13 protein-coding genes are annotated in these 19,327 nt (G+C 70.3%); 7 read left to right on the top strand and 6 right to left on the bottom strand.

From position 1 onward, the window contains the following. The first annotated feature begins 50 nt into the window (after positions 1-50). The 3 genes from JAO81_RS31900 (at position 51) to JAO81_RS31890 (ending at position 5,201) form a co-directional block, all read left to right on the top strand. Positions 51-935 carry a carbohydrate ABC transporter permease gene (locus tag JAO81_RS31900; protein ID WP_199551451.1) on the top strand — a complete coding sequence of 295 codons (885 nt, stop codon included), beginning with the start codon at positions 51-53 and terminating at the stop codon, positions 933-935. 61 nt (positions 936-996) lie between these two features. Continuing rightward, positions 997-3,510: a CBM35 domain-containing protein gene (locus JAO81_RS31895; RefSeq protein WP_233416212.1), complete on the top strand. Its 2,514-nt coding sequence runs from the start codon at positions 997-999 to the stop codon at positions 3,508-3,510. 74 nt (positions 3,511-3,584) lie between these two features. Beyond that, the gene (locus JAO81_RS31890) at positions 3,585-5,201 is read left to right on the top strand and encodes a glycoside hydrolase family 13 protein (RefSeq protein WP_199551465.1); all 1,617 of its coding nucleotides are present in this window, start codon (positions 3,585-3,587) and stop codon (positions 5,199-5,201) included. A 64-nt stretch (positions 5,202-5,265) separates the two neighbouring features. Here the strand turns inward: JAO81_RS31890 and JAO81_RS31885 are convergent, their stop codons facing one another. The 3 genes from JAO81_RS31885 to JAO81_RS31875 form a co-directional block, all read right to left on the bottom strand. Continuing rightward, the gene (locus JAO81_RS31885) at positions 5,266-10,143 is read right to left on the bottom strand and encodes a DNA repair ATPase (RefSeq protein WP_199551450.1); all 4,878 of its coding nucleotides are present in this window, start codon (positions 10,141-10,143) and stop codon (positions 5,266-5,268) included. 68 nt (positions 10,144-10,211) lie between these two features. Beyond that, positions 10,212-12,227, bottom strand: coding sequence for an SPFH domain-containing protein (locus JAO81_RS31880; RefSeq protein ID WP_199551449.1), 2,016 nt, complete (start codon positions 12,225-12,227; stop codon positions 10,212-10,214). A 68-nt stretch (positions 12,228-12,295) separates the two neighbouring features. Then, positions 12,296-12,913, bottom strand: coding sequence for a hypothetical protein (locus JAO81_RS31875; RefSeq protein WP_199551448.1), 618 nt, complete (start codon positions 12,911-12,913; stop codon positions 12,296-12,298). Between the two features lie 270 nt (positions 12,914-13,183). Between JAO81_RS31875 and JAO81_RS31870 the strand changes: the two genes are divergently transcribed. Beyond that, on the top strand, positions 13,184-14,242 hold the full coding sequence (locus JAO81_RS31870) for a CdaR family transcriptional regulator (RefSeq protein ID WP_199551447.1): 1,059 nt from the start codon (positions 13,184-13,186) through the stop codon (positions 14,240-14,242). Positions 14,243-14,304: 62 nt separating this feature from the next. On the opposite strand, the gene JAO81_RS31865 is transcribed toward JAO81_RS31870, so the two are convergent. Both JAO81_RS31865 and JAO81_RS31860 read right to left on the bottom strand, forming a co-directional pair. Continuing rightward, complete coding sequence (locus JAO81_RS31865) at positions 14,305-15,516, bottom strand: low temperature requirement protein A (RefSeq protein ID WP_199551446.1); 1,212 nt, start codon at positions 15,514-15,516, stop codon at positions 14,305-14,307. Positions 15,517-15,592: 76 nt separating this feature from the next. After that, positions 15,593-15,964: an STAS domain-containing protein gene (locus tag JAO81_RS31860; RefSeq protein ID WP_199551445.1), complete on the bottom strand. Its 372-nt coding sequence runs from the start codon at positions 15,962-15,964 to the stop codon at positions 15,593-15,595. Between the two features lie 254 nt (positions 15,965-16,218). On the opposite strand from JAO81_RS31860, the gene JAO81_RS31855 reads away from it, so the two are divergent. Both JAO81_RS31855 and JAO81_RS31850 read left to right on the top strand, forming a co-directional pair. Then, on the top strand, positions 16,219-16,659 hold the full coding sequence (locus tag JAO81_RS31855; protein WP_199551444.1) for a CrcB family protein: 441 nt from the start codon (positions 16,219-16,221) through the stop codon (positions 16,657-16,659). After that, positions 16,656-17,018, top strand: coding sequence for a CrcB family protein (locus JAO81_RS31850; RefSeq protein WP_199551443.1), 363 nt, complete (start codon positions 16,656-16,658; stop codon positions 17,016-17,018). The genes JAO81_RS31855 and JAO81_RS31850 overlap by 4 nt, the downstream gene beginning before the upstream one ends. 230 nt (positions 17,019-17,248) lie before the next feature. Here JAO81_RS31850 and JAO81_RS31845 read toward each other — a convergent pair whose 3' ends face one another. Beyond that, positions 17,249-17,992 (bottom strand): SDR family oxidoreductase, encoded by a 744-nt coding sequence (locus JAO81_RS31845; protein ID WP_199551442.1) that lies wholly within the window; start codon positions 17,990-17,992, stop codon positions 17,249-17,251. A 71-nt stretch (positions 17,993-18,063) separates the two neighbouring features. Here JAO81_RS31845 and JAO81_RS31840 point away from each other — a divergent pair, with 71 nt between their 5' ends. Then, positions 18,064-18,990 carry a LysR family transcriptional regulator gene (locus JAO81_RS31840; RefSeq protein WP_199551441.1) on the top strand — a complete coding sequence of 309 codons (927 nt, stop codon included), beginning with the start codon at positions 18,064-18,066 and terminating at the stop codon, positions 18,988-18,990. The last annotated feature ends 337 nt before the right edge of the window (positions 18,991-19,327 follow it).

Genomic DNA, 19,327 nt, shown 5'->3' with positions numbered 1-19,327 from the left:
GACCCGGAGCAAAGGCTGATGGCCCGGAGCAAGGGCTGAGAGGAACGACGATGTCCGACACCGCGGAACGCACCCTCATCGCGCCGAGCGAGCTCAACCGGCGTACGGGAAAGTTCCTTTACCGCTTCGTGCTCACGACCACACTCATCGGCTTCACGGTCGTCTTCGTCTTCCCCCTGTACTGGATGGCGAGCGGCGCCCTGAAGTCCTCGCGTGAACTGGCCGCCCCCAGCCCCACGTTGTTCCCGGGCAGCTTCCATCCGGAGGCGTACACCGAAGCCTGGACGAACACCGGGCTCGGCCGGCACTTCCTCAACACCTTGATCCTGGCGCTCGGCGCCTGGCTGATCCAGCTGATCATCGCTGTCGCCGCGGCGTACGCGCTGTCGAAACTACGGCCGGTGCTCGGGAACATCGTCCTCGGCATGATGCTCGCGACACTGATGCTGCCGGTCTCCGCGCTGCTCGTCCCGACGTATCTGACGGTCACGGACGTCCCGCTGATCCATGTGAATCTGATCAACACCCCATGGGCGATCTGGCTGCCGGCCGCGGCCAATGCCTTCAACATCTTCATCCTGAAACGGTTCTTCGACCAGATCCCGCAGGAGCTCATGGACTCCGCACGCATCGACGGCGCAGGACCGGTGCGGGTCCTGGTGTCGGTGATCCTGCCGCTGTCGCGCCCGGTCCTCGCCGTGGTGTCGATCTTCGCGGTGGTCGGGGTGTGGAAGGACTTCCTCTGGCCGCTGATCGTGCTCCCTGATCCGGCGAAGCAGCCGATCACGGTGGCGCTGAGCCGGCTGTCGGAGTTCCTGCCCGCCAACCAGCTGCTCGCGGGCATGGTCATCGCCAGCATCCCGCTGCTCGTGCTCTTCCTGATCTTCCAGCGCCACATCATCGCCGGTCTCACGGCCGGCAGCCTCAAGGGCTGAGCCCACCTCGAGCCACCCCCTCAGCCGTCCTGTGCACCCCCACACGGAAGGACGCTCCGCCATGCCCGAGAACACCCCCGCACGACCAAGATCACTGCTTCTCGTCCCCGGACTCCTGCTGAGCCTGCTCGCCGCACTGCTCCTCCACGGGGGCCCGGCAGCGCACGCCGCCGACGCACTCCAGGCCGAATCGGCCGCACTCTCGGGCGGTACGAGGGCCGAGAGCGAGCACTCCGGATACACCGGCACCGGCTATGTCGGCGGCTACACCGACGGCAACAAGGGCAGCGCCTCGACCTCGTTCACCGTCAGCTCGCCCATTGCCGGAACAGGCTCCGTCAAGATCCGGTACGCCAATGGCACCACGGCGACGATGACACTCAGCCTGTACGTGAACGGGGCCAGGGCAGGTCAGGTGAGCCTCCCCGCCACCGCGAACTGGAGCACCTGGTCGACCGTCGACGCGCCCGTCGACTACCGGCAGGGCGCCAACACGCTGGCCCTCACCTTCACGGCCGCCGACAGCGGCAACATCAACCTCGACAGCCTCACCCCCGCCCCGCCCTCCGAAGGCGGCGGCGGAAACCTGACCCACGAGGCCGAGCAGGCCTTCTTCTCCGGCGGCCCGGAGAAGTCCACGTCCGTGAGCGGCTACCAAGGCTCCGGCTATCTGGACCACTTCACCACGCAGGGCGCCCGTGCGGTCTTCTCGGTGACGTCCGCAGCGGCGTCCGGGCACACCGCACAGGTCCGGTACCGCACCCCGGACGCAGGCCGGGCCACCGTCTCCCTGACGGTCAACGGCACCCGCCTGCGGCAGCTCACCCTGCCCGGCACCTCCGGCTCCTGGCACACGCTGAGCACCGACGTCCCCCTGCGCGCCGGCCTCAACACGGTGACGCTGCGCACCGAATCCGGCGACAACGGCGCCTTCCAGCTCGACGGCCTCGACCTGCCGACCGCCGCCGCCAACGCGAGCCGCGGCGCGTCCCTTGCGTACACCTCGCACGAGGCGGAGGCGGCCACGACCAATGCCACGACGATCGGCCCCGACCGCACCTATCTGCAGCTCCCGTCCGAGGCCTCCGGCCGCAAGGCCGTCGTGCTCGACGCCACCGGTGAATACGTCGAGTTCACGCTCACCGAGCCCGCGAATGCCCTGACCCTGCGCTACTCGATCCCCGACAGTGCGGACGGCAGCGGCATCGACAGGCCCCTGAGCCTCTACGCCAACGGCACCCACCTGCGCGACCTCGACCTGACCTCCCGGTACAGCTGGGTGTACGGCGCGTACCCCTACGACAACGACCCGTCCGGCGGCTCTGCGCACCGCTTCTTCGACGAGACCCGCACGGTCATCGGCGACTTCCCGGCCGGCACGGAGCTCAGGCTGCAGAAGGACGCGGGCGACACCGCACCCTCGTACACCCTCGACCTGATCGAGACGGAGACGGCGCCCGCCGCCTATGCGATGCCGGCCGGCTACGTCTCGGCGACCGGCCTCGGCGTCACCCCGGACGACGGCGGCGACGACACCTCCGCCCTCAACTCCGCGGTGAACACGGCCACATCCCAGGGCAAGGGCCTGTGGCTGCCGAAGGGCACGTACGACATCTCCGACCACATCAACCTCAGCGGCGTCGCCGTGCGCGGTGCGGGGGAGTGGCACACGGTGGTGCGCGGCAAGGACAACAAGGGCGGGTTCTTCGGCCGCGGCGGCACCAGCACGATCCAGGACCTGATGTTCGCCGGTGATGCCACCTACCGCGACGACGCGGGCGGCCACACGGCGATCGAGGGCGACTTCGGCAGCGGATCCACCGTGCAGAACGTCTGGATCGAGCACGCCAAGGTCGGCCTGTGGATCGACGCGCCGACCGACGGTCTGCTCGCGACCGGCCTGCGGATCCGTGACACGTTCGCCGACGGGGTGAACCTGCACAAGGGGACGAAGAACAGCGAGGTCTCGCAGAGCAGCGTCCGGGGCACCGGCGACGACGGACTCGCGATGTTCTCCGAACAGCAGGCCGTCACCGACTGCGCCTTCCGCTTCAACACCGTGCAGCTTCCCATGCTCGCCAACACGGCCGCGGTCTACGGCGGCAGCGGCAACCGTGTCGAGGACAACCTCCTGTCCGACACCGTGAACGCCTCCGCAGGCATCGCGATCAGCACCCGCAACTTCCCGCCCCCACCGCTGCCCTTCTCCGGACCCACCACCGTGGCCCGCAACACCCTGGAGCGGACCGGCGGTTACGAACCCAACTGGCAGTCGAAGTTCGGCGCGGTCTGGATCTACGCCGACCACTCGGACATCACCACACCCGTACGGATCGAGCACAACGACATCCTCGACTCCACGTACAGCGGACTGCTCGTGTCCTGGCAGAAGACCGTCGGCGATCTCACCGTCAAGGACACGAGGATCGAGAAGACCGGCGCGTACGGCATCGAGATCAACGCGGCCGGAGCCGGCACCTTCTCCGGAGTCACCGTCACCGGCACCAAGGACGGCGGGCTCTCCCTCGCGGGCGGCTTCCAGATCAGCCGCGGCTCCGGCAACTCCGGCTGGTAGCACCACCTTCGCACTCCCGACGGGTCCGGCCGACGGGCCGGACCCGCCCTTCCTTCTGAGGAGCACCTGTGACCTTGACGCCCGCACCCGCCTGGTGGCGGCACGCCGCGATCTACCAGATCTACGTCCGCAGCTTCGCCGACGGCAACGGCGACGGCATCGGAGACCTGGCCGGAGTGCGGGCGAAGCTGCCGTACCTGCGTGAACTCGGTGTGGACGCCCTGTGGTTCAACCCCTGGTACGTCTCACCGATGGCGGACGGCGGCTACGACGTGGCCGACTACCGCGACATCGACCCGCTGTTCGGCACGCTGGCCGAGGCCGAATCGCTGATCGACGAGGCGCACGGGCACGGGCTGCGCGTCATCGTCGACCTGGTGCCCAACCACTGCTCCGACCAGCACCCCTGGTTCCGTCAGGCGCTCGCCGACGAGCCGGGCGCGCGGGACCGCTTCTGGTTCGTCCCCGGCAAGGGGGCGTACGGCGAACTGCCGCCCAACGACTGGCAGTCGTACTTCGGCGGGCCCGCCTGGACCCGTATCACGGAGGCCGACGGCACTCCGGGACCCTGGTATCTGCACATGTTCGCCCCCGAGCAGCCCGACCTGAACTGGGAACACTCGGACATACGGGCCGAGTTCGAGGACGTCCTGCACTTCTGGCTCAAGCGCGGTGTCGACGGCTTCCGCATCGATGTCGCCCATGGGCTCGTGAAGAAGCCCGGCCTGCCGGACGCCGGCCCCGACCCGGACCCGACCGACCTGCCGTATCAGGACGTCGACGAGGTGCACGACGTGTACCGTGCGTGGCGCAAGATCCTCGACTCGTACGACGGTGAGCGCACCTTCGTCGGCGAGGTGTGGCTGCCGAGCCCGGAGCAGTCCGCGCGCTATCTGCGCCCCGATGAACTGCACTCCGCCTTCAACTTCGACTTCCTGTGCTGTCCTTGGGAGGCCACCGCGCTGCGTGAGGTCATCGACTCGACGCTCACTCTGCACGAGCCGGTCGGCGCACCACCCACCTGGGTGCTCTCCAACCACGACACCATCCGCCATGTGACGCGCTACGGACGCGCGGACACCTCCTTCGACATGGGGGACAAGCGGCTCGCCGACCCGAGCGACGTGCCCCTGGGCCGGCGCCGGGCGCGGGCGGCCGCGCTCCTGACGCTCGCGCTGCCCGGCGGGGTGTACCTCTACCAGGGCGATGAACTGGGCCTGCCCGAAGTCCAGTTCCTCCCCGACCACCTCATCCAGGACCCCACCTTCGTACGCTCCGAAGGGCGCGACCGCGGACGGGACGGCTGCCGGGTCCCGCTGCCGTGGACGGCGGCCGGGGAGACCCTCGGCTTCTCCGCGGGCGCCGCGTCCTGGCTGCCGCAGCCCGCGGAGTGGGCCGAGTGGAGCGCCGAACGCCAGCACACCGACCCCGACTCGTTCCTGCGGCTGTACCGCGAGGCGCTCCGGCTGCGCGCGGAACTGTTCGCGCCCCTGCCCGAGACCCTGGAGTGGCTCGACACCGGCCCGGACATCGTGTCCTTCGCACGGTCGTCCGGGATCCGATGCCTGGTCAACGCGGGCGCCGAACCGATCGAGCTGCCTGCGGGGATGGATGTGGTGCTGAGCAGTGGGCCACTGGAGCAGGGGCTGCTGCCCGGGGACACGAGCGTGTGGCTGGTCCCCGCCAGTTGATCTGAAGTGTCGATGGCGGTCGTGTGGATCGCTCAGGGCATCCGGTGGCGGCCGTGCGGATCGCTCAGGGCACCCGGTGGCGGCCGTGCGGATTGCTCAGCACGTGCCGAGGGTCGGCCACCCGTACGATCGCCGACTCCACGGCCGCCACCCGGTCCGCCAGCAGACCGAGCGCCGCCACCGCACGCGACACCGGATCGTCCTGCGGGCCGCCCAACGCCCGTTCCCGCACGAAGGCCGCCTTGATCTCGGCGAATCTCGCTGCCTGGTCGGGCGTCAGGGTTCCGCGCAGTGCGGCCAGCTTGAGCAGATTCGACTCGGCGCCGGTGGTGAGCGTCTGCGCCTCGGCCGAGTAGTGGTCGTCGAGCACGGCGGCCAGCTCCGCGTCGTTCATGGCCGGCACGATGCGTTCGGCGATCTTGTTCATATTGCGGTAGGAGCCCTGGAGTTGGAAGGGCGGTTCCGTACGGCTGCTCGCGCTCTGCGCGGCCGAGGCGATATAGGCCTCGTTGACCGCGAGCACCGTCCGCCGGGCCGTGAGGAGATGCCGCAGCACGGCGAGGATCTGCTCCAGCTCCGCCGGAGCGTAGGCGTGCGCCAGGCGGTCGGTGCGGGCCGTCGGGTCCCCGGACGCGCGCCTCATGAGCCGATCGAGGTCATCGGGGGAGCGCCCGGCGAGCGGGGCGAGGGCCGGGTTCGAGGTGAGGGCGTTCTCGATGAAGCTGGCCGCGAAGACCTCTTCCTTGCCGGTGAGGACTTCGCCGAGGTTCCAAACGTCGGCACGGTTGGCCAGCATGTCGGGGAGCTGGAAGCGTCCGCCCGACTCGGTGTAGGGGTTGCCGGCCATGCAGACCGCGAAGCGCTTGCCGCGCAGGTCGTAGGTGCGGGTCTCACCGTTCCACACGCCCTCGATCCGGCGCTGCGCGTCGCACAGGGCGATAAACTTCTGCAGCAGCTCGGGGGAGGTGTGCTGGATGTCGTCGAGGTACAAAAGCGTGTTGCTGCCGGCCTCGAGCGCGAAGTTGATCTTCTCGACTTCCTGGCGTGCGGTCGCGTCGGGGGCCCTGGCCGGGTCGAGCGAGGTGACGCCGTGGCCCAGGGCCGGACCGTTGACCTTGACCAGAACAAGGCCGAGCCGGTCGGCCACGTACTCCATGAGCGTCGTCTTGCCGTAGCCCGGTGGGGAGATGAGCAGCAGCAGGCCGTTGGTGTCGGTGCGCCGGGCGGCGTCCGCGGTGCCCAGCTGTTTGGCCAGGTTGTCGCCGATGAGCGGCAGGTACACCTCGTCGATCAGGCGGTTGCGGACGAAGGCGCTCATCACCTTGGGCCGCAGGTCGGCGAGCCGCAGCCGGACGCGCTCCGCGTCGACCAGGGCGGCACGGCTGCGCTGGAAGGCGCGGAACCGGGGCACGTCGACCTGCCGGAACTCCCGTGTCCTGGCGAGGAATTCATCCAGCCGCAGGGTGAGCCTGCGCTTCTTGACGCGTGGGTGCGAGCCGAGCAGCCCGGTCACCGTGGCGGTGACGTCCGCGTCCGAGTCATGGCGTACGAGATCGGGGCACAGCGTGACGGCCACGGCTTCCGCGAGATCCCCGGCCTCGACCTGCTCCCCGCAAGAGGCCGCGTACGAGCCGAGCCACCCCTCGATCAGCCGGCGCCGCGCGGCCACATCGACGATCGCGCGGAGATCGGCTTCGTACGCCGGAGCATCCACGGACCGCAGGAACTTGTCGAGCAGGGTGCGCGCCGCGGGGCCGGTGACAAAGCCGTCGGGGCCGCGGGTGAGCTCCTCGAAGAGGTACTCGGCGGCGGTCGTGAGGTCCGCGGCATGGGGCAGCACCGGGGTCATGTCGGCCATCGCGGCGGCCAGTTCAGCCGTGAGCGCGTCGATCGTGGGCGCGAGTCCGAAGGCGGCACGTGCCCGTGCGAGGGACTTCGCCTGGAGTGTCCAGGCCGTGCGCCGCTGCGGTGCGGTCCCGTGCGCCCAGAACTCCTGGGCCACCGCACGCTCCGCCGGCGGGTAGCGGAGCAGTCCGGCCGCCGGGCACAGCCTGAGCAGCGCCCGCAGGATGAGAGCCGCGTCGTGGTCGTGCACCCCCCGCTCGTAGCCCTCGTCGTACGCGGCCTCGGCAGCGGCCCGTACGAACGCGTCGAGGTCGTCCGCGGCGCATACCCGGCCCTCTTCGAGCAGCCGCGCCGCCAGGTGCTCGGCCCGGTACACCTCCGGGGACTCCGAGGGCAGCAGCCGGTCCCAGTACGGGCGGGTCGCGGCGAAGCCCGGATCGGTGACGGGGGCGCGGTAGTCGGTGCCCGTGAGCGCGAAGGCCAGGGTGCCGCCGTGCGGGACCATGGTGAGGTCCAGGGGCTGGGTGTTGACCGCGAAACGATGCCTGCCGAGCCTGATGGCAGTGCCGTCGTCGTCGTACAGATCCTCGCGGTCGCGCAGTGCCCGGGCGGCTTCCTGGCGGGCCGACTTGAGGCGCCCTTCGAGTTCCTCGGCCCGTACCCGGTCGCCGAGTCCGCGCAGCTCCTCGGCGGTGCGGCGGCCCTGGGCGACCAGGGGGCGGGCGGCGAACCAGGCATGGCCGGCACCCGCGGCGGCGAGTGTCGTGGCCCGCCGGGCCACGGTGTCCAGGATGCGCGCGGCCGAGTCCGCAAGCCGCTCGGCATGCCGGGCACGGGCGTCCTGAAGCGCCTGCCGACGAGCCGAGAAAGCCTCGTACACTTCCTCGCGCTTGGTGGCCAACTCCAGGAGAAACCCGTCGAATTCGGCGAACCGCGACTCCAGGTTCTCCAGCTGCAGCAGCAGCCGCGCCAGCTGCTCCGCACAGGCCTCGGGCGAATCCGCTGCGGCGAGCGCACCGGTCACCGCCTGGCCGAGCAGCGCGAACTCGGCGGCGAACCCGGCCCGCCCCTCCCGGTCCAGGAGCGCGCGCCGCCTTGCGGCGAGGGTCGCACGGGCCCGGTTCACCCCGCCCAGCACCTCGGCGATCCGCTCCAGAATCCCGGTGCGCACCGTCGCGTCGCCGATGTCGAGACCGGCGACCGTCTCCGTCAGCGCCCGCAGCCGTGCGGTGCGCTCGTCGAGGTCCTCGGCCAACGGCTGCGCGGACGCCACCGTCTCCACCTCGTCCGCGGCGCCCACCAGGTCCTCGATCTCCGAGCGATACGAGGCGAAGGCATCGGGACGCTCCAGGAAGCCCACGGCCCGCTGCGCGGCCGACGCGAGGTCGCCGTCGAGCGCCTCGGCCAGGGCCTCGATCCGGTCCGTGTCCACGTACCGCAGTTCCCCGAGGGTGATCAACCGCCCCTTGGCCTGGCGTAGTTCGGCGAGTGCGTCCACCCACTGCGCGGCGCTGCGCGGTGCTTCGCCGCGTACCTTGCGGACCAGCGAGGCGATCTGCGCGGCCGCCTCGTCCAGGGACCGCGCCGCCTGCCGGGTCAGGGCCAGGACCGTCTCGAACTCGCCTACGATGCTCTCGGCCGTCGCCCGCAACGCCCCCAACGGCTCTCCGAGGGCGCCGAGTTCGGCCTCGCCGAGCCAGTGGTACAGATCGCCGGTCCGCACGCAGGACGCCACCAGCGCCTCGTACACCTCGGAGGTCGGAGTCACCTCGGTGACGGAACGCGCCAGGGACAGGCAGTCGGAGATCCCGCGGACGAGATCGGCGTTCCCGACCCGTGCCAGCGGCCCGTCAACCCCGCCATGCACCGCCGCGGCATGGGTGTCCGCGAGGTACGGGGACCGCCAGATCTGCAAGGGGTGCACGCGCGCCGGCTCATCGGCTTCGGCACGCAGCACCATCAGCGTGCCGTCGTCGAACAGCGCCCAGCCGTGGCAGGACAGCGGGGTCGCGATCTCCTTGCGGATCATGTTGTACGGAAGGAGCAGACTGCGTCCCGCCGCGCGAGCGTGGTACGCGAACAGCACGTCCTCGCCGTTGGGGGAGCGCACCATCCGCTCGAACTCCAGGTCCGCGGCGTTCAGATCGAAGGTGCGGTGCGCCCCGGTCGCCAGGCAGTAGCCGCCGGGGAAGACGATGCCCTGGTCCTCGGGCAGCCGGTGGCAGGCCTGGCCGATGCCGTCGAACCGTACGACGGTCCTGGTGAGCGTGTTGAAGACCAGGTAGCGGTGGGCGGTCTCCTTGTACGGCCGCACGCGCAGCAGGATCAGCGCGCCGACCTGTGCGTACTCCACGTCGGCGTCGGCCAGCGACTGCAGCGGTTCGTCGACGGGCTCACTGTGGATGCCCTCGGCGGACTCGGTGTCGTTCTCGCCCTTCACGGTGAGCGTGCCGCCGACCGTCGCCACGAACACCGCGCCGTCCACGGAGATATGCGGGTGCCGGCCGAGGACGTGGTCCGCGCGGGTGGTCTCGGTCCAGACGAAGTCGTGCGACGGCGGGAAGACATGGTCGCGATCGCCGCGCGCGTCCAGGAACGTCACCGTGCCGTCCGACGCCACCGCCCAGCGAAGGACGCGGATGTCCCCGGTCTTCTCGCCGGTCTGGAACACGGCCAGCAACGTGCCGTCGACCAGACGCAGTTGCAGCAGCCGGGCGTCACGGTAGTACCGGTACAGGGCCGCGAACTCGCGCGCGAACGCCGGATCGTCGAGCAGGCCGGGGACCGCGCCCTCGTCGAGCGGGTTGAGCTCGTGGTCGTGCAGCGCGAAGACATCGCCGACCGCCGTCTGCGGCTGCGGACCGGGAGGGACGTTGTAGCCGAAGAGGAGCCGGCCGCCGACGCTGATGATGTCGCGGGGTACGCAAGGGTGCCCGGTGCGGATCCGTTCGGTGGCGCCGAGCTCCATCCCGCCCGAGCCGAAGGCCTCGGTGCGGCGCACGTTCAACGCCTCGGTCCGTCGGGCGAGTTCGGCGGCCTGCGCGGTCAGACGGTCGCGCAGCAGGTCATAGGTTCCGGCATCGAGGGCGGTGGGCATCGTTCAGCTCCGATACGAGGAGGGGCCGGAGCCGGCGTTCCTGTGCGCCGGCTCCGGTGCGAGGGTGATCAGGCCGCGTCCCGCGCCCCGGCGAGTTCGCTCACCCGGGTGTCCGCGAGGCCCAGCTCGCCTGCCTTGTCGAGCAGTTGCTGCACCTGCTCGGCGGGTCCCGCACCCGTCTTCATCAGCTTCATCAGGAGGGCGGAGACGGTCAGGTTCTGCACGTCAGAGGTGGATACCGAGCCGATGATCCGCCCCAGGTCCTCCGGGAAGCTCGACGAGCCGTCCAGCCAGGGACCGGCGAGGGCCTGCGCCGTCCGCGAGTTCTGGACGAACCCGTCGACGCTCTTGCCCATCGAGATCGAAGAGAGCAGCCGGTCGAAGAAGACCGACTCGCCGCCGACGATATTGATGTCGGCGTTCTCGAGCCCGGCGGAGACCACCATGGCCTGCGCCTCCGCGACCTTCTGCTGCACCTCGATGCCGGCGAGCCGGATGTCCTTCTCGGCCTCCAGACGCAGCCGGAACTCCTCGTGCGACCGGGACGCCGAGTCCAGCGCGGCCATCGCGGCCGCCTTGTCGGTGAGACCCACGGCCTCGGCCTGCAGCCGGGCCTGGATCCCCTCGGCCTCGGCCCGCAGCTTCGCCTCCGTTGCCTCGGCCTCCGCTCGCCCGGCCTTCTCGATCGCGTCGGCCTCCTTCTCGCGCACCTGCACCGCCGCGAGCCCCGCCGCGGCCGACTCGGCCTGAACCCCCTCCGCGAGCCGGATCTTGGCGCGGGCGTCCAGATCCGCTGCCTTCACCCGGGCCTCGGCGAGCGTGACCTCCTCGGCGGCCCGGTGGGTGGCCGCCGCCTCGGCCGCCTCCGCGGCCTTGATGTCCTTGACGAGGTTCTCCTGCGCCTGTGCCTCCGCCGCGATGATCACGGCCTGACGCTTCCGCTCGGCCTCCTCGACCGCCCGCAGCCGCAGAATCGACTCCTCCTGCTCGGCGACCGTACGGTCCACCGCGACCCGCTCCCGTACGACCTCGGCGATCTCGCGCTTCTCCGCCTCGACCTCCTTGTCGGCGGAGATCCGCGTCAGCGACGTCTCCCGCTCCCGGGCGATCACTTCGAGCATGCGGTCCTTCTCGATCCGCTCGTTCTCGATCGCGATGACCCGCTCGCGGTTCTTCGCGGCCACCGCCACCTCGCGCGACTGGTTCTCGCGCTGGATCCCCAGGTGCTCCTCGGTCTTCAGGAACGCGCTCTGCGAGCGCAGCCGCTCCTCCTCGACGACCTTCGCCGTCTCGGCCTCCTCACGGGCCCGCACGGTCTGGATCTCCCGCCGCTGCTTGCTCTCGGCGTCCGCCTGGCGGCGCTCGAGCTCCAGGATCGCCTCGCGGGCGTCGACGTTCTGGCGGGTGATCTCCTTCTCCTCGTGGCGCTGGAACTCATTGGTGCGCACATGCTCGATCGCGGTCAGCTCGGTGATCTTCCGGATGCCCTGTGCGTCAAGGATGTTGGAGGAGTCCAGCTGGACCAGGGGCGTCTGCTCGAGGTAGTCGATCGCCGCGTCCTCGAGGCTGTAGCCGTTGAGGTCGGTGCCGATGACGGCGATGATCCGGTCACGGAACTCATCGCGCTTGGTGTACAGATCCGTGAAGTCCAGCTGCTTGCCGACGGTCTTGAGCGCCTCGGAGAACTTGGCGTTGAACAGCTCCTGGAGCGTCTCCTTGTCGCTCGCCCGCTGCGTGCCGATCGCCTGGGCGACCTTGATGACGTCCTCGACGGTCTTGTTGACCCGGACGAAGAACGAGATACGGATGTCGGCTCGGATGTTGTCACGGCAGATCAGCCCGTCGCGTCCGGTGCGCGTGATGTCGATGGTCTTCACCGAGATGTCCATGACCTCGGCTTTGTGCAGCACAGGCAGCACGACTTGTCCCGTGAAGGTCACATCGACCTTGCGCATCTTCGAGACGATCAGCGCCTTGCCCTGTTCCACCTTGCGGAACAGCCGGGTGATGATCAGCAGCAGGCCGATCGTGATGACGAGGACGACGGCGATGAGCACGCCGATGCCCATGGTGATGGCGTTCATGCGGAGTCCTTGGAGTTTCGGTGCCGTTGCGGCACGGAGGCCCTTGCCGGGCGTCGATGACGACGTGGTTACGGAGCGTCGAGGGCGGCGTGCGGCGCGGCCCAGAAGAATTCGCCGGTCTCGTCGTAGGCGTAGAGCAGCGCGTTGCAGCCGACGGTGAGCGAGCCGGAGGGCGACGCCAAGTCCCGTGCGCTCAGCCGGACCTGGACGACAGCCGTGGAGCCGTCCGCGGCGGTGACCTCGGCCTGGCCGAACGTCCCGTCGACCCGACCGGTGCGGATCACGGCGACGCTGCCGACGAAGTCCTGCCGGGACGGCCCGGGTTCGTCGGGGAACAGCGCCCGCAGCGGGCGTACGAGCAGCCGCGTCACCCGCCATGCGGCGAGCAGCGCCAGGACGAGCAGCGCGCAGGCGGCGGCCGCGAAGGAGATCCCGGACAGTTGCGTACGGTCGAGCAGCGCCGCGCCGGCGAGCGAGCCGAACCACGCGGTGGCGGTGAGCAGGGACACCGTGACGGTGACGGGGACGCCCCCGAGTCCGGCCGTGCCGAAGTCGACGTCCGCGTCGAAGCTGTCCGGATCGGCCGCGCCGAGCAGCGTCAGGAGCCAGAACCCGAAGACGACCACCAGCGCGCCGCTCAGCAGGACGGTGGGGAAGGCGAACGTCAGGCGCAGGAACTCACCCATCCCTTCCCCCCTTTCCGCCGGTGTGCGTCACATGCTCCTGGATCGGATACGGGTGGGCCCGGTGCCGTTCCCTTCCGAGATCCGGCACCGGGCATTCCCCCGTGCATCCCCCGTTCCCACCCGTGAGCAGAGCCTGCCAGCGCCTGCGGCTTGATCGCATTGCCGGGATCCGGCAGTCTTGACGCGTTCTTGATGCCGGGTCGCGCCGTCGGGCGTGGGGAGCGCTGTGGGCGAGCCCGGCAGCCGTGCGCACATGAGGGTGGGAAGCCGATGGCCGGGGCGGAAGAGACCGCGGAGTACCTCGATGGCTATGCCGAGTTGCTCACGGCCGTGTCCACGACCGGCCGGCGCCTCACGCGTGACGAACTCGAACTGCGCCGCACACTCGGTGAACGGGCCGCCGAACAAGGGCACGCCCTGCGCGGACTCGTCCAGGAACACCTCGCCGCGACCCGGTGCGCCTGGCCCTCCGTGGTGCGGCACGCCGACAGCGTCCTCGCCGCGGTCGAGCAGGCCGTCGACGCCTTCGCCGAGGGATACGAGCGCGCCCAGCGCCTCGCCGTACGCCGGGAGGAGGCGGCGCGGCGGGAGTTCATCGACGATCTGCTGCACGGCGGCAGCGACCTCGGGCGCCTCGCGGAGCAGTCCGAGCGGTTCGGACTGCGTCTGGCCCACGCCCATGCCGTGGCCGTGGCCGCGGGGCCCGACGCGTACACGGAGACCGACCCCGTGGGGCGCGGCGTCGCGGCGGCGCTGCACGCGCGCTTCGGCGACCGGTCGATCCTGTTGACCACCAAGGACGGCCGGCTGATCTGCATCGCGCCCGGCGATCAGATGGAGGTCCTCACCTACTTCGCCAAGCAGGCGCACGCGGCCACCGACGGCGGTCAGGTCGCGCTCGGCAGGCCGCACCCCGGCGCCGGCGGCGTCGTGCGCAGCTATGAGGAGGCGCTCGGCGCCCTCGACCTCGCCGAGCGCCTGCACCTCGACGAACCCGTTCTGAACGCGGCCGACTTGCTCGTCTATCCCGTTCTCACCCGTGACCGCGAGGCCATGGCCGATCTCGTCCGCACAGCCCTGGGACCCTTGCAGGAGGCGCGCGGTGGGGCCGAGCCGTTGCTCGAGACGCTGACCCTGTACTTCGACGCGGGCTGTGTCGCCGCGGAGGCGGCGCGGCGGCTCAGCCTGAGCGTGCGGGCGCTGACGTACCGGCTGCAACGGATACATCAGCTGACGGGCTCCGACCCGGCCGACCCCGTACACCGCTACACGCTGCAGACCGCGGTGATCGGCGCGCGACTGCTCGACTGGCCGGCGAAGGCGATCTGAGATCGGCGCGCACTGTTCGACTGGCCGGCGAAGCGGCTCCGACACACAGGCGGCCTGCCACCTCACGCCTCCGCGGCAGCCGACCCCAGCGCCGGCCGCGCCACCCGCGAGTGCAGCGCCGCCATCCCCGCGACCGCGGCCCCGAGCAGGGCGAGCGCGACCAGCGCGGGCACCACGGTCACCAACGGACCGCCGACCAGGCAGAGTCCGCCGCCGACCAGCAGCACCAGCGACCCCCGGCCCGACACCCGGGCCAAGATCGCGGCCGAGGCCAGCAGGTACAGCCCCACCCCGCCCGGCAGCGCCCACGCGACGATTCCGTGCAGCGGCTCGGACAGGTCGTAGTGCTTCGTGTCGGCGATCTGGTGCAGCGCGATCTTCATCCCCAGGGCGCAGAGCACGATCCCCGCGATCAGCGGCAGATGGAGATACGTGTACACCTCGCTCGCGAGCTTGGTGCGCTCCGCGCCTTCCGCCCGGGCGATGCGGTGTTCGGCCGGCTCGGCGACCTTGCGGAAGTACATCCACCACATGCCCGCCACGACCAGGATCCCGAGCGCCGCCGCCGCGATCACCGGGACGGTCAGCGCGTAGTCGCGCATGCCGACACCCATGGCCACGATGGATTCGCCGAGGGCGATGATGACGATCAGGCCGTGCCGTTCGGCGAAGTGCCCCGGCGAGGCGACCCGCCAGCCCGAGCCCCGGGTCAGGAACACCATCGCGTAGTCGAGCACCATCGCCCCGGCCCAGATGAGGATCTGCGTGCGGCCGTCGAACGCCGCACCCACCAGCAGCAGCGCGAACGGCGGCGCCACCGATGTCAGCGCGATCCGGCGCACCGTCGACCGCAGTGCGGGGTCGTCCGGCGCCGAGATCCAGTACGAGACGAGATGCAGCAGGCGTACGACCCCGTAACAGAGCACGAACACCAACGGCGCGTCCACACCGCCGTGTTGGTCGGCGTACACCTCGGGCAGCGCGAAGGAGACGACAAGCATCACGCCCATCACCGCCACGAGCACCGCGAACAGCGCGCCCGCATCGGCCCGCACCACATTGCCGAGCCACGAGAAGCAGCACCAGCACCACCACAGCAGGGCGAGCACCACCAGCGATCCGGCGATGCGGCCCGCGGTCGTGTGGTCCGCCATCATCGCGGTGACCTGGGTGATGGCGTAGACGAAGACAAGATCGAAGAACAGCTCGGCCGGGGTGACCTTGTGGTCGTCCCCGGTCGGTATCAGGTGCGATGAACTCTTGCCCGCCGGCACTGGTCCCCCCAGGTGGCATGTGGCGCGGCACCTCGCCGAGCCGCCTCCCGGGAACCCTACAACTCGCCGCCGGCCCTCAGGCGGGCACGGCCGGGCCTCGCCCGCCGCCGTCGTCCGGCTCCCCGCGCACCAGGTCGAATTCGCGCGCGAGGCCGGTCAGTCGGAGCACCCGGTGCGGCTGGCCGTGGGCGCGGACGAGACGCACCGTGCCCTGACGGTCGGCCACCCGGTGCCGTATCCCGAGGAGCAGCCGCAGCCCGCCCGCGTCGAGAAAGGTCACATGGTGCAGATCGATCACGACCTCGGGTCTTACGGCGCCGATCAACCGGGCCGCGCGCGGGGCCAGTTCCCCGTCGGCCCAGATGTCGAGCTCTCCGCTGAGCAGCAGGAAGAGGGTCGTGCCGGCCGTGCGGTGCTCCAGGCCGAACGTGAAGTCCGCGGTCCCCATGGCCACTCCCGAGGCCCCCATCCTGTGACGCGGAGTGACGAATGTCCTCCGCGGGCTGCATCGGTACGGGCGTCGGCCGTCACAAGCGGAAGGTGCGGCGGTGCGGCGCCACTCGTGTCATCCCCGCTCAGGGCGGTCCGTACCCCCAACGGCGCAAGGAATCACGGAGGTTGGGACGATTCGCGAGGCGCGACGCAATGGTGACGGTGCGTTAGTTTCCATGATCTGACGGAGTGCCCGGATATGGTGCCGCAGTGCTGCACGATCGAGAAGCGGACAGCGGGCCCCGTTCCAAGCCCCGAACGGCCCCGGTCCTGGCGGCCGTCGCCCTGGGCGGCGGCCTCGGGGCCACGGCCCGCTACGCCGCCTCCCTGCTCTGGCCGACCGGCCCCGAGGCCTTCCCCTGGACGACCTTGTGGGTCAACGTCATCGGCTGCGCCCTGATCGGCGTCCTGATGGTCGCGGTCACCGAGACGGGCCGGTCCACCCCGCCCCTGCTCCGCCCCTTCCTCGGCACGGGAGTCCTCGGCGGATTCACCACCTTCTCCACGTACGTGGTCGACATCCAGCGTCTGATCGACCGCGACCACTCCGGCACTGCGCTCGCCTACCTGGCCGCCACGCTCGCCGCCGCCCTCGTGGCCGTCTCGCTCGCGGCCGCCGCCACCCGCAAGGCCCTGGGAGTCCCCGCGTGAACTGGCTCCTCGTCCTCACCGGCGGCATGCTCGGCGCCCCCCTGCGCTACCTCACCGACCGCGCGGTCCAGTCCCGCCACACCACCGGCTTCCCCTGGGGCACCTTCACCGTCAACATCGCGGGCTCGCTCCTGCTCGGATTCCTCACGGGCGCGGCCCTCAACTCCCACGCCCTGCTGTTCCTCGGCACGGGGCTGTGCGGCGCGCTCACCACGTACTCCACCTTCTCGTACGAGACGCTCACCCTTGCCCGCTCCGGTGCCCCCCTACACGCGACGGCCAACGCCCTCGGCGGCGTCCTCGCCGGCCTGGGCGCCGCCTACGTGGGCCTCGCCTCGGCCCAGACCCTCCACCCCTGACGCCCTCGCCCGCTGTGCGGTCCGCCCCGGACCTCTTCATCCGAACTTCGTTCGGATCTGCTCAAACGCCGCAGGGTCTGAAAGACGAAGGGTGCGGAAAATGAAGGACGGTTTCGGCGCCGTCAAGGCCCCAACGGGCGCCGATGATGCCGAGGAGGCCGGTCAGATGTAGGCAGGCGCCTTCGGGCGCCGGTGGCGATCGGCCGGCCCGGTCCAGGGACGCAAGCAGGTCATGCGGCCTGGGCGGTGGCCGCGAGCACCAGTTCGCGCAGGGTGACGCGTTGCGGCTGCTGATACGCGAAGCTGATCGCTGCTGCCACATCCTCAGGGACCAGCACCTCGATCGAGTCCTTGAAGGCTTGGTAGTCGGCCTTGATGGCCTCGTTTGTGGTGTGGGAGAGCAACTCGGTCTCCACGGCCCCGGGGGCGATGGTGATCACACGCACGCCGTTGCCTGAAACCTCCTCGCGCAGGCTCTCGGAGATGCCGTGCACGGCGAACTTGCTGCCGCTGTAGACGGTGTGGCCGGCGTAAGTCCTGCGGCCCGCGACCGAGCTGACGTTGACGATCGTCCCGCGGCCACGCTCGATCATGCCTGGCAGCACGGCTCGAACACCGTGGAGCAGTCCCCGTACATTGACGTCGAACATCCGCTCCCACTCGGCTGCGTCCTGGTGGGCCACGTCGCCGAGGAGCATCACTCCCGCATTGTTGACGATCAGGTCAGCGGGCCCGTACAACTCCTCCGCCTCCCGGACCGCAGCAGCCACTTCCTTGGCGTCGGTGACGTCGACGGAGCGGGCGAGGGTGTCGGGGAGGGCGAGGGCCTCGGTCCGCTCGAGCCTGCGGGCCAGGAGGAGCAGTGGGTGGCCGAGATCGGAGAGGGCGCGGGCGGTGGCGGCGCCGATACCCGAGCTGGCTCCGGTGATGACGGCGAGCGGCTGGGCAGCGGGGGTGTTCGGGTGTGTGTTCATGTGCTCCAGCTTCAACGACCGCCGCACCTCGAACAATGACAGATCACTCCATGATCCATAACCTGTGCCTTATGGAACGCCGAGACCTCGAAATATTCCTGACCCTCGCGGAGGAACTGCACTTCGGCCGCACCGCACAGCGGCTCTTCGTGTCCCAGGCCAGGGTCAGTCAGACCATCAAGCAACTGGAGCGGCAGATCGGCGCCGCGCTGTTCGACCGGACCAGTAGGCGTGTGGAACTGACGCCGGTCGGACGCGATTTCCTCAACGACGTCCGCCCCGGCTACGAGCTCATCAGGGCAGGCATCGAGAAGGCGGTTGCCGCTGGCCGCGGCCTCGCCGAGCCGCTGCGGGTGGGGTTCACCAGCCCGCTGGCGGGTGAACTGGTGCTGCTCGCCTCGTCCGCGTACCGCGAGAGCCATCCCGGGGCCGGGGGAGTGACCCTCCACGAGGCCCCGCTCGGGGATCCCCTCGGTCCGCTGCGCAGGGGTGAACTCGACCTGCTGCTGGGGCAGTTCCCCGTAGCAGAGCCCGATCTGCGGACCGGTCCCGTGCTGATCTCCGACAGCCGTGTCCTGGCCGTCTCCACCCGGCACCCCTTCGCGCGCCGGGAGTCGGTACGGCTCGACGATCTCGCGAGGGACAAGGTGATCAGCCTCTCCGGCCCCGTCCCCGACTACTGGCTCGACCACCTCCTGCCCCGAACCGCCCCCGACGGCAGCCCCGTCGAGCGCGTCGAGGCGGCCACGACCCGACAGGAGCTCCTGACTCTCGTCGGCGCGGGCCATGGAGTACACCCAGTCGCGTCGCACGAGGTCCGGTACTACGCCCGCCCCAACATCGCGTACGTCCCATTCGCCGAGGCCCCGCCACTGGAGTACGGCCTGGTGTGGCGCGCGGCGACGGAAACTGCGCGGACCCGCGCCTTCGCCGGGGCCGCTGAGGAGGTCGTACAACAGCGGAACGGCCCGGACCAGGTGTGCGCCGAGTGCCGGTGAACGCTCCCAGCGTGCACGCCGGCCAGCTCGGCAGGCACCTTCCCGATCACGGCAGCGGAACACCGTCCTGATCCGTCCCCCGGGTCGGTTCGTCATCGACACCTGATCGCCGACCGCCGGTCCTCGACGGTGCGGAAACCGGCAGGAATTCAACCTCACTGCTTGACTCGACCGTCACTCCAGAGGATCCGCACCCAAAGACGAAAGACGTCCTCAAACGCCGGACGGGCTGGGTGTGGAGGTTCCGTCCAGGGCGGCGCAGGGGTAGGTGGGGTTCGGGGTTGGGCGGGGTTAGGGGGATGGCGGGGTGGGGGGGTGGGGAGTCGGGGGCGTTGCA

Source organism: Streptomyces sp. N35 (genome assembly GCF_016464295.1).
GTDB lineage: Bacteria > Actinomycetota > Actinomycetes > Streptomycetales > Streptomycetaceae > Streptomyces.
Note: the sequence above shows the minus strand (reverse complement) of the source record. Positions and strands in the feature narration are given on the sequence as shown.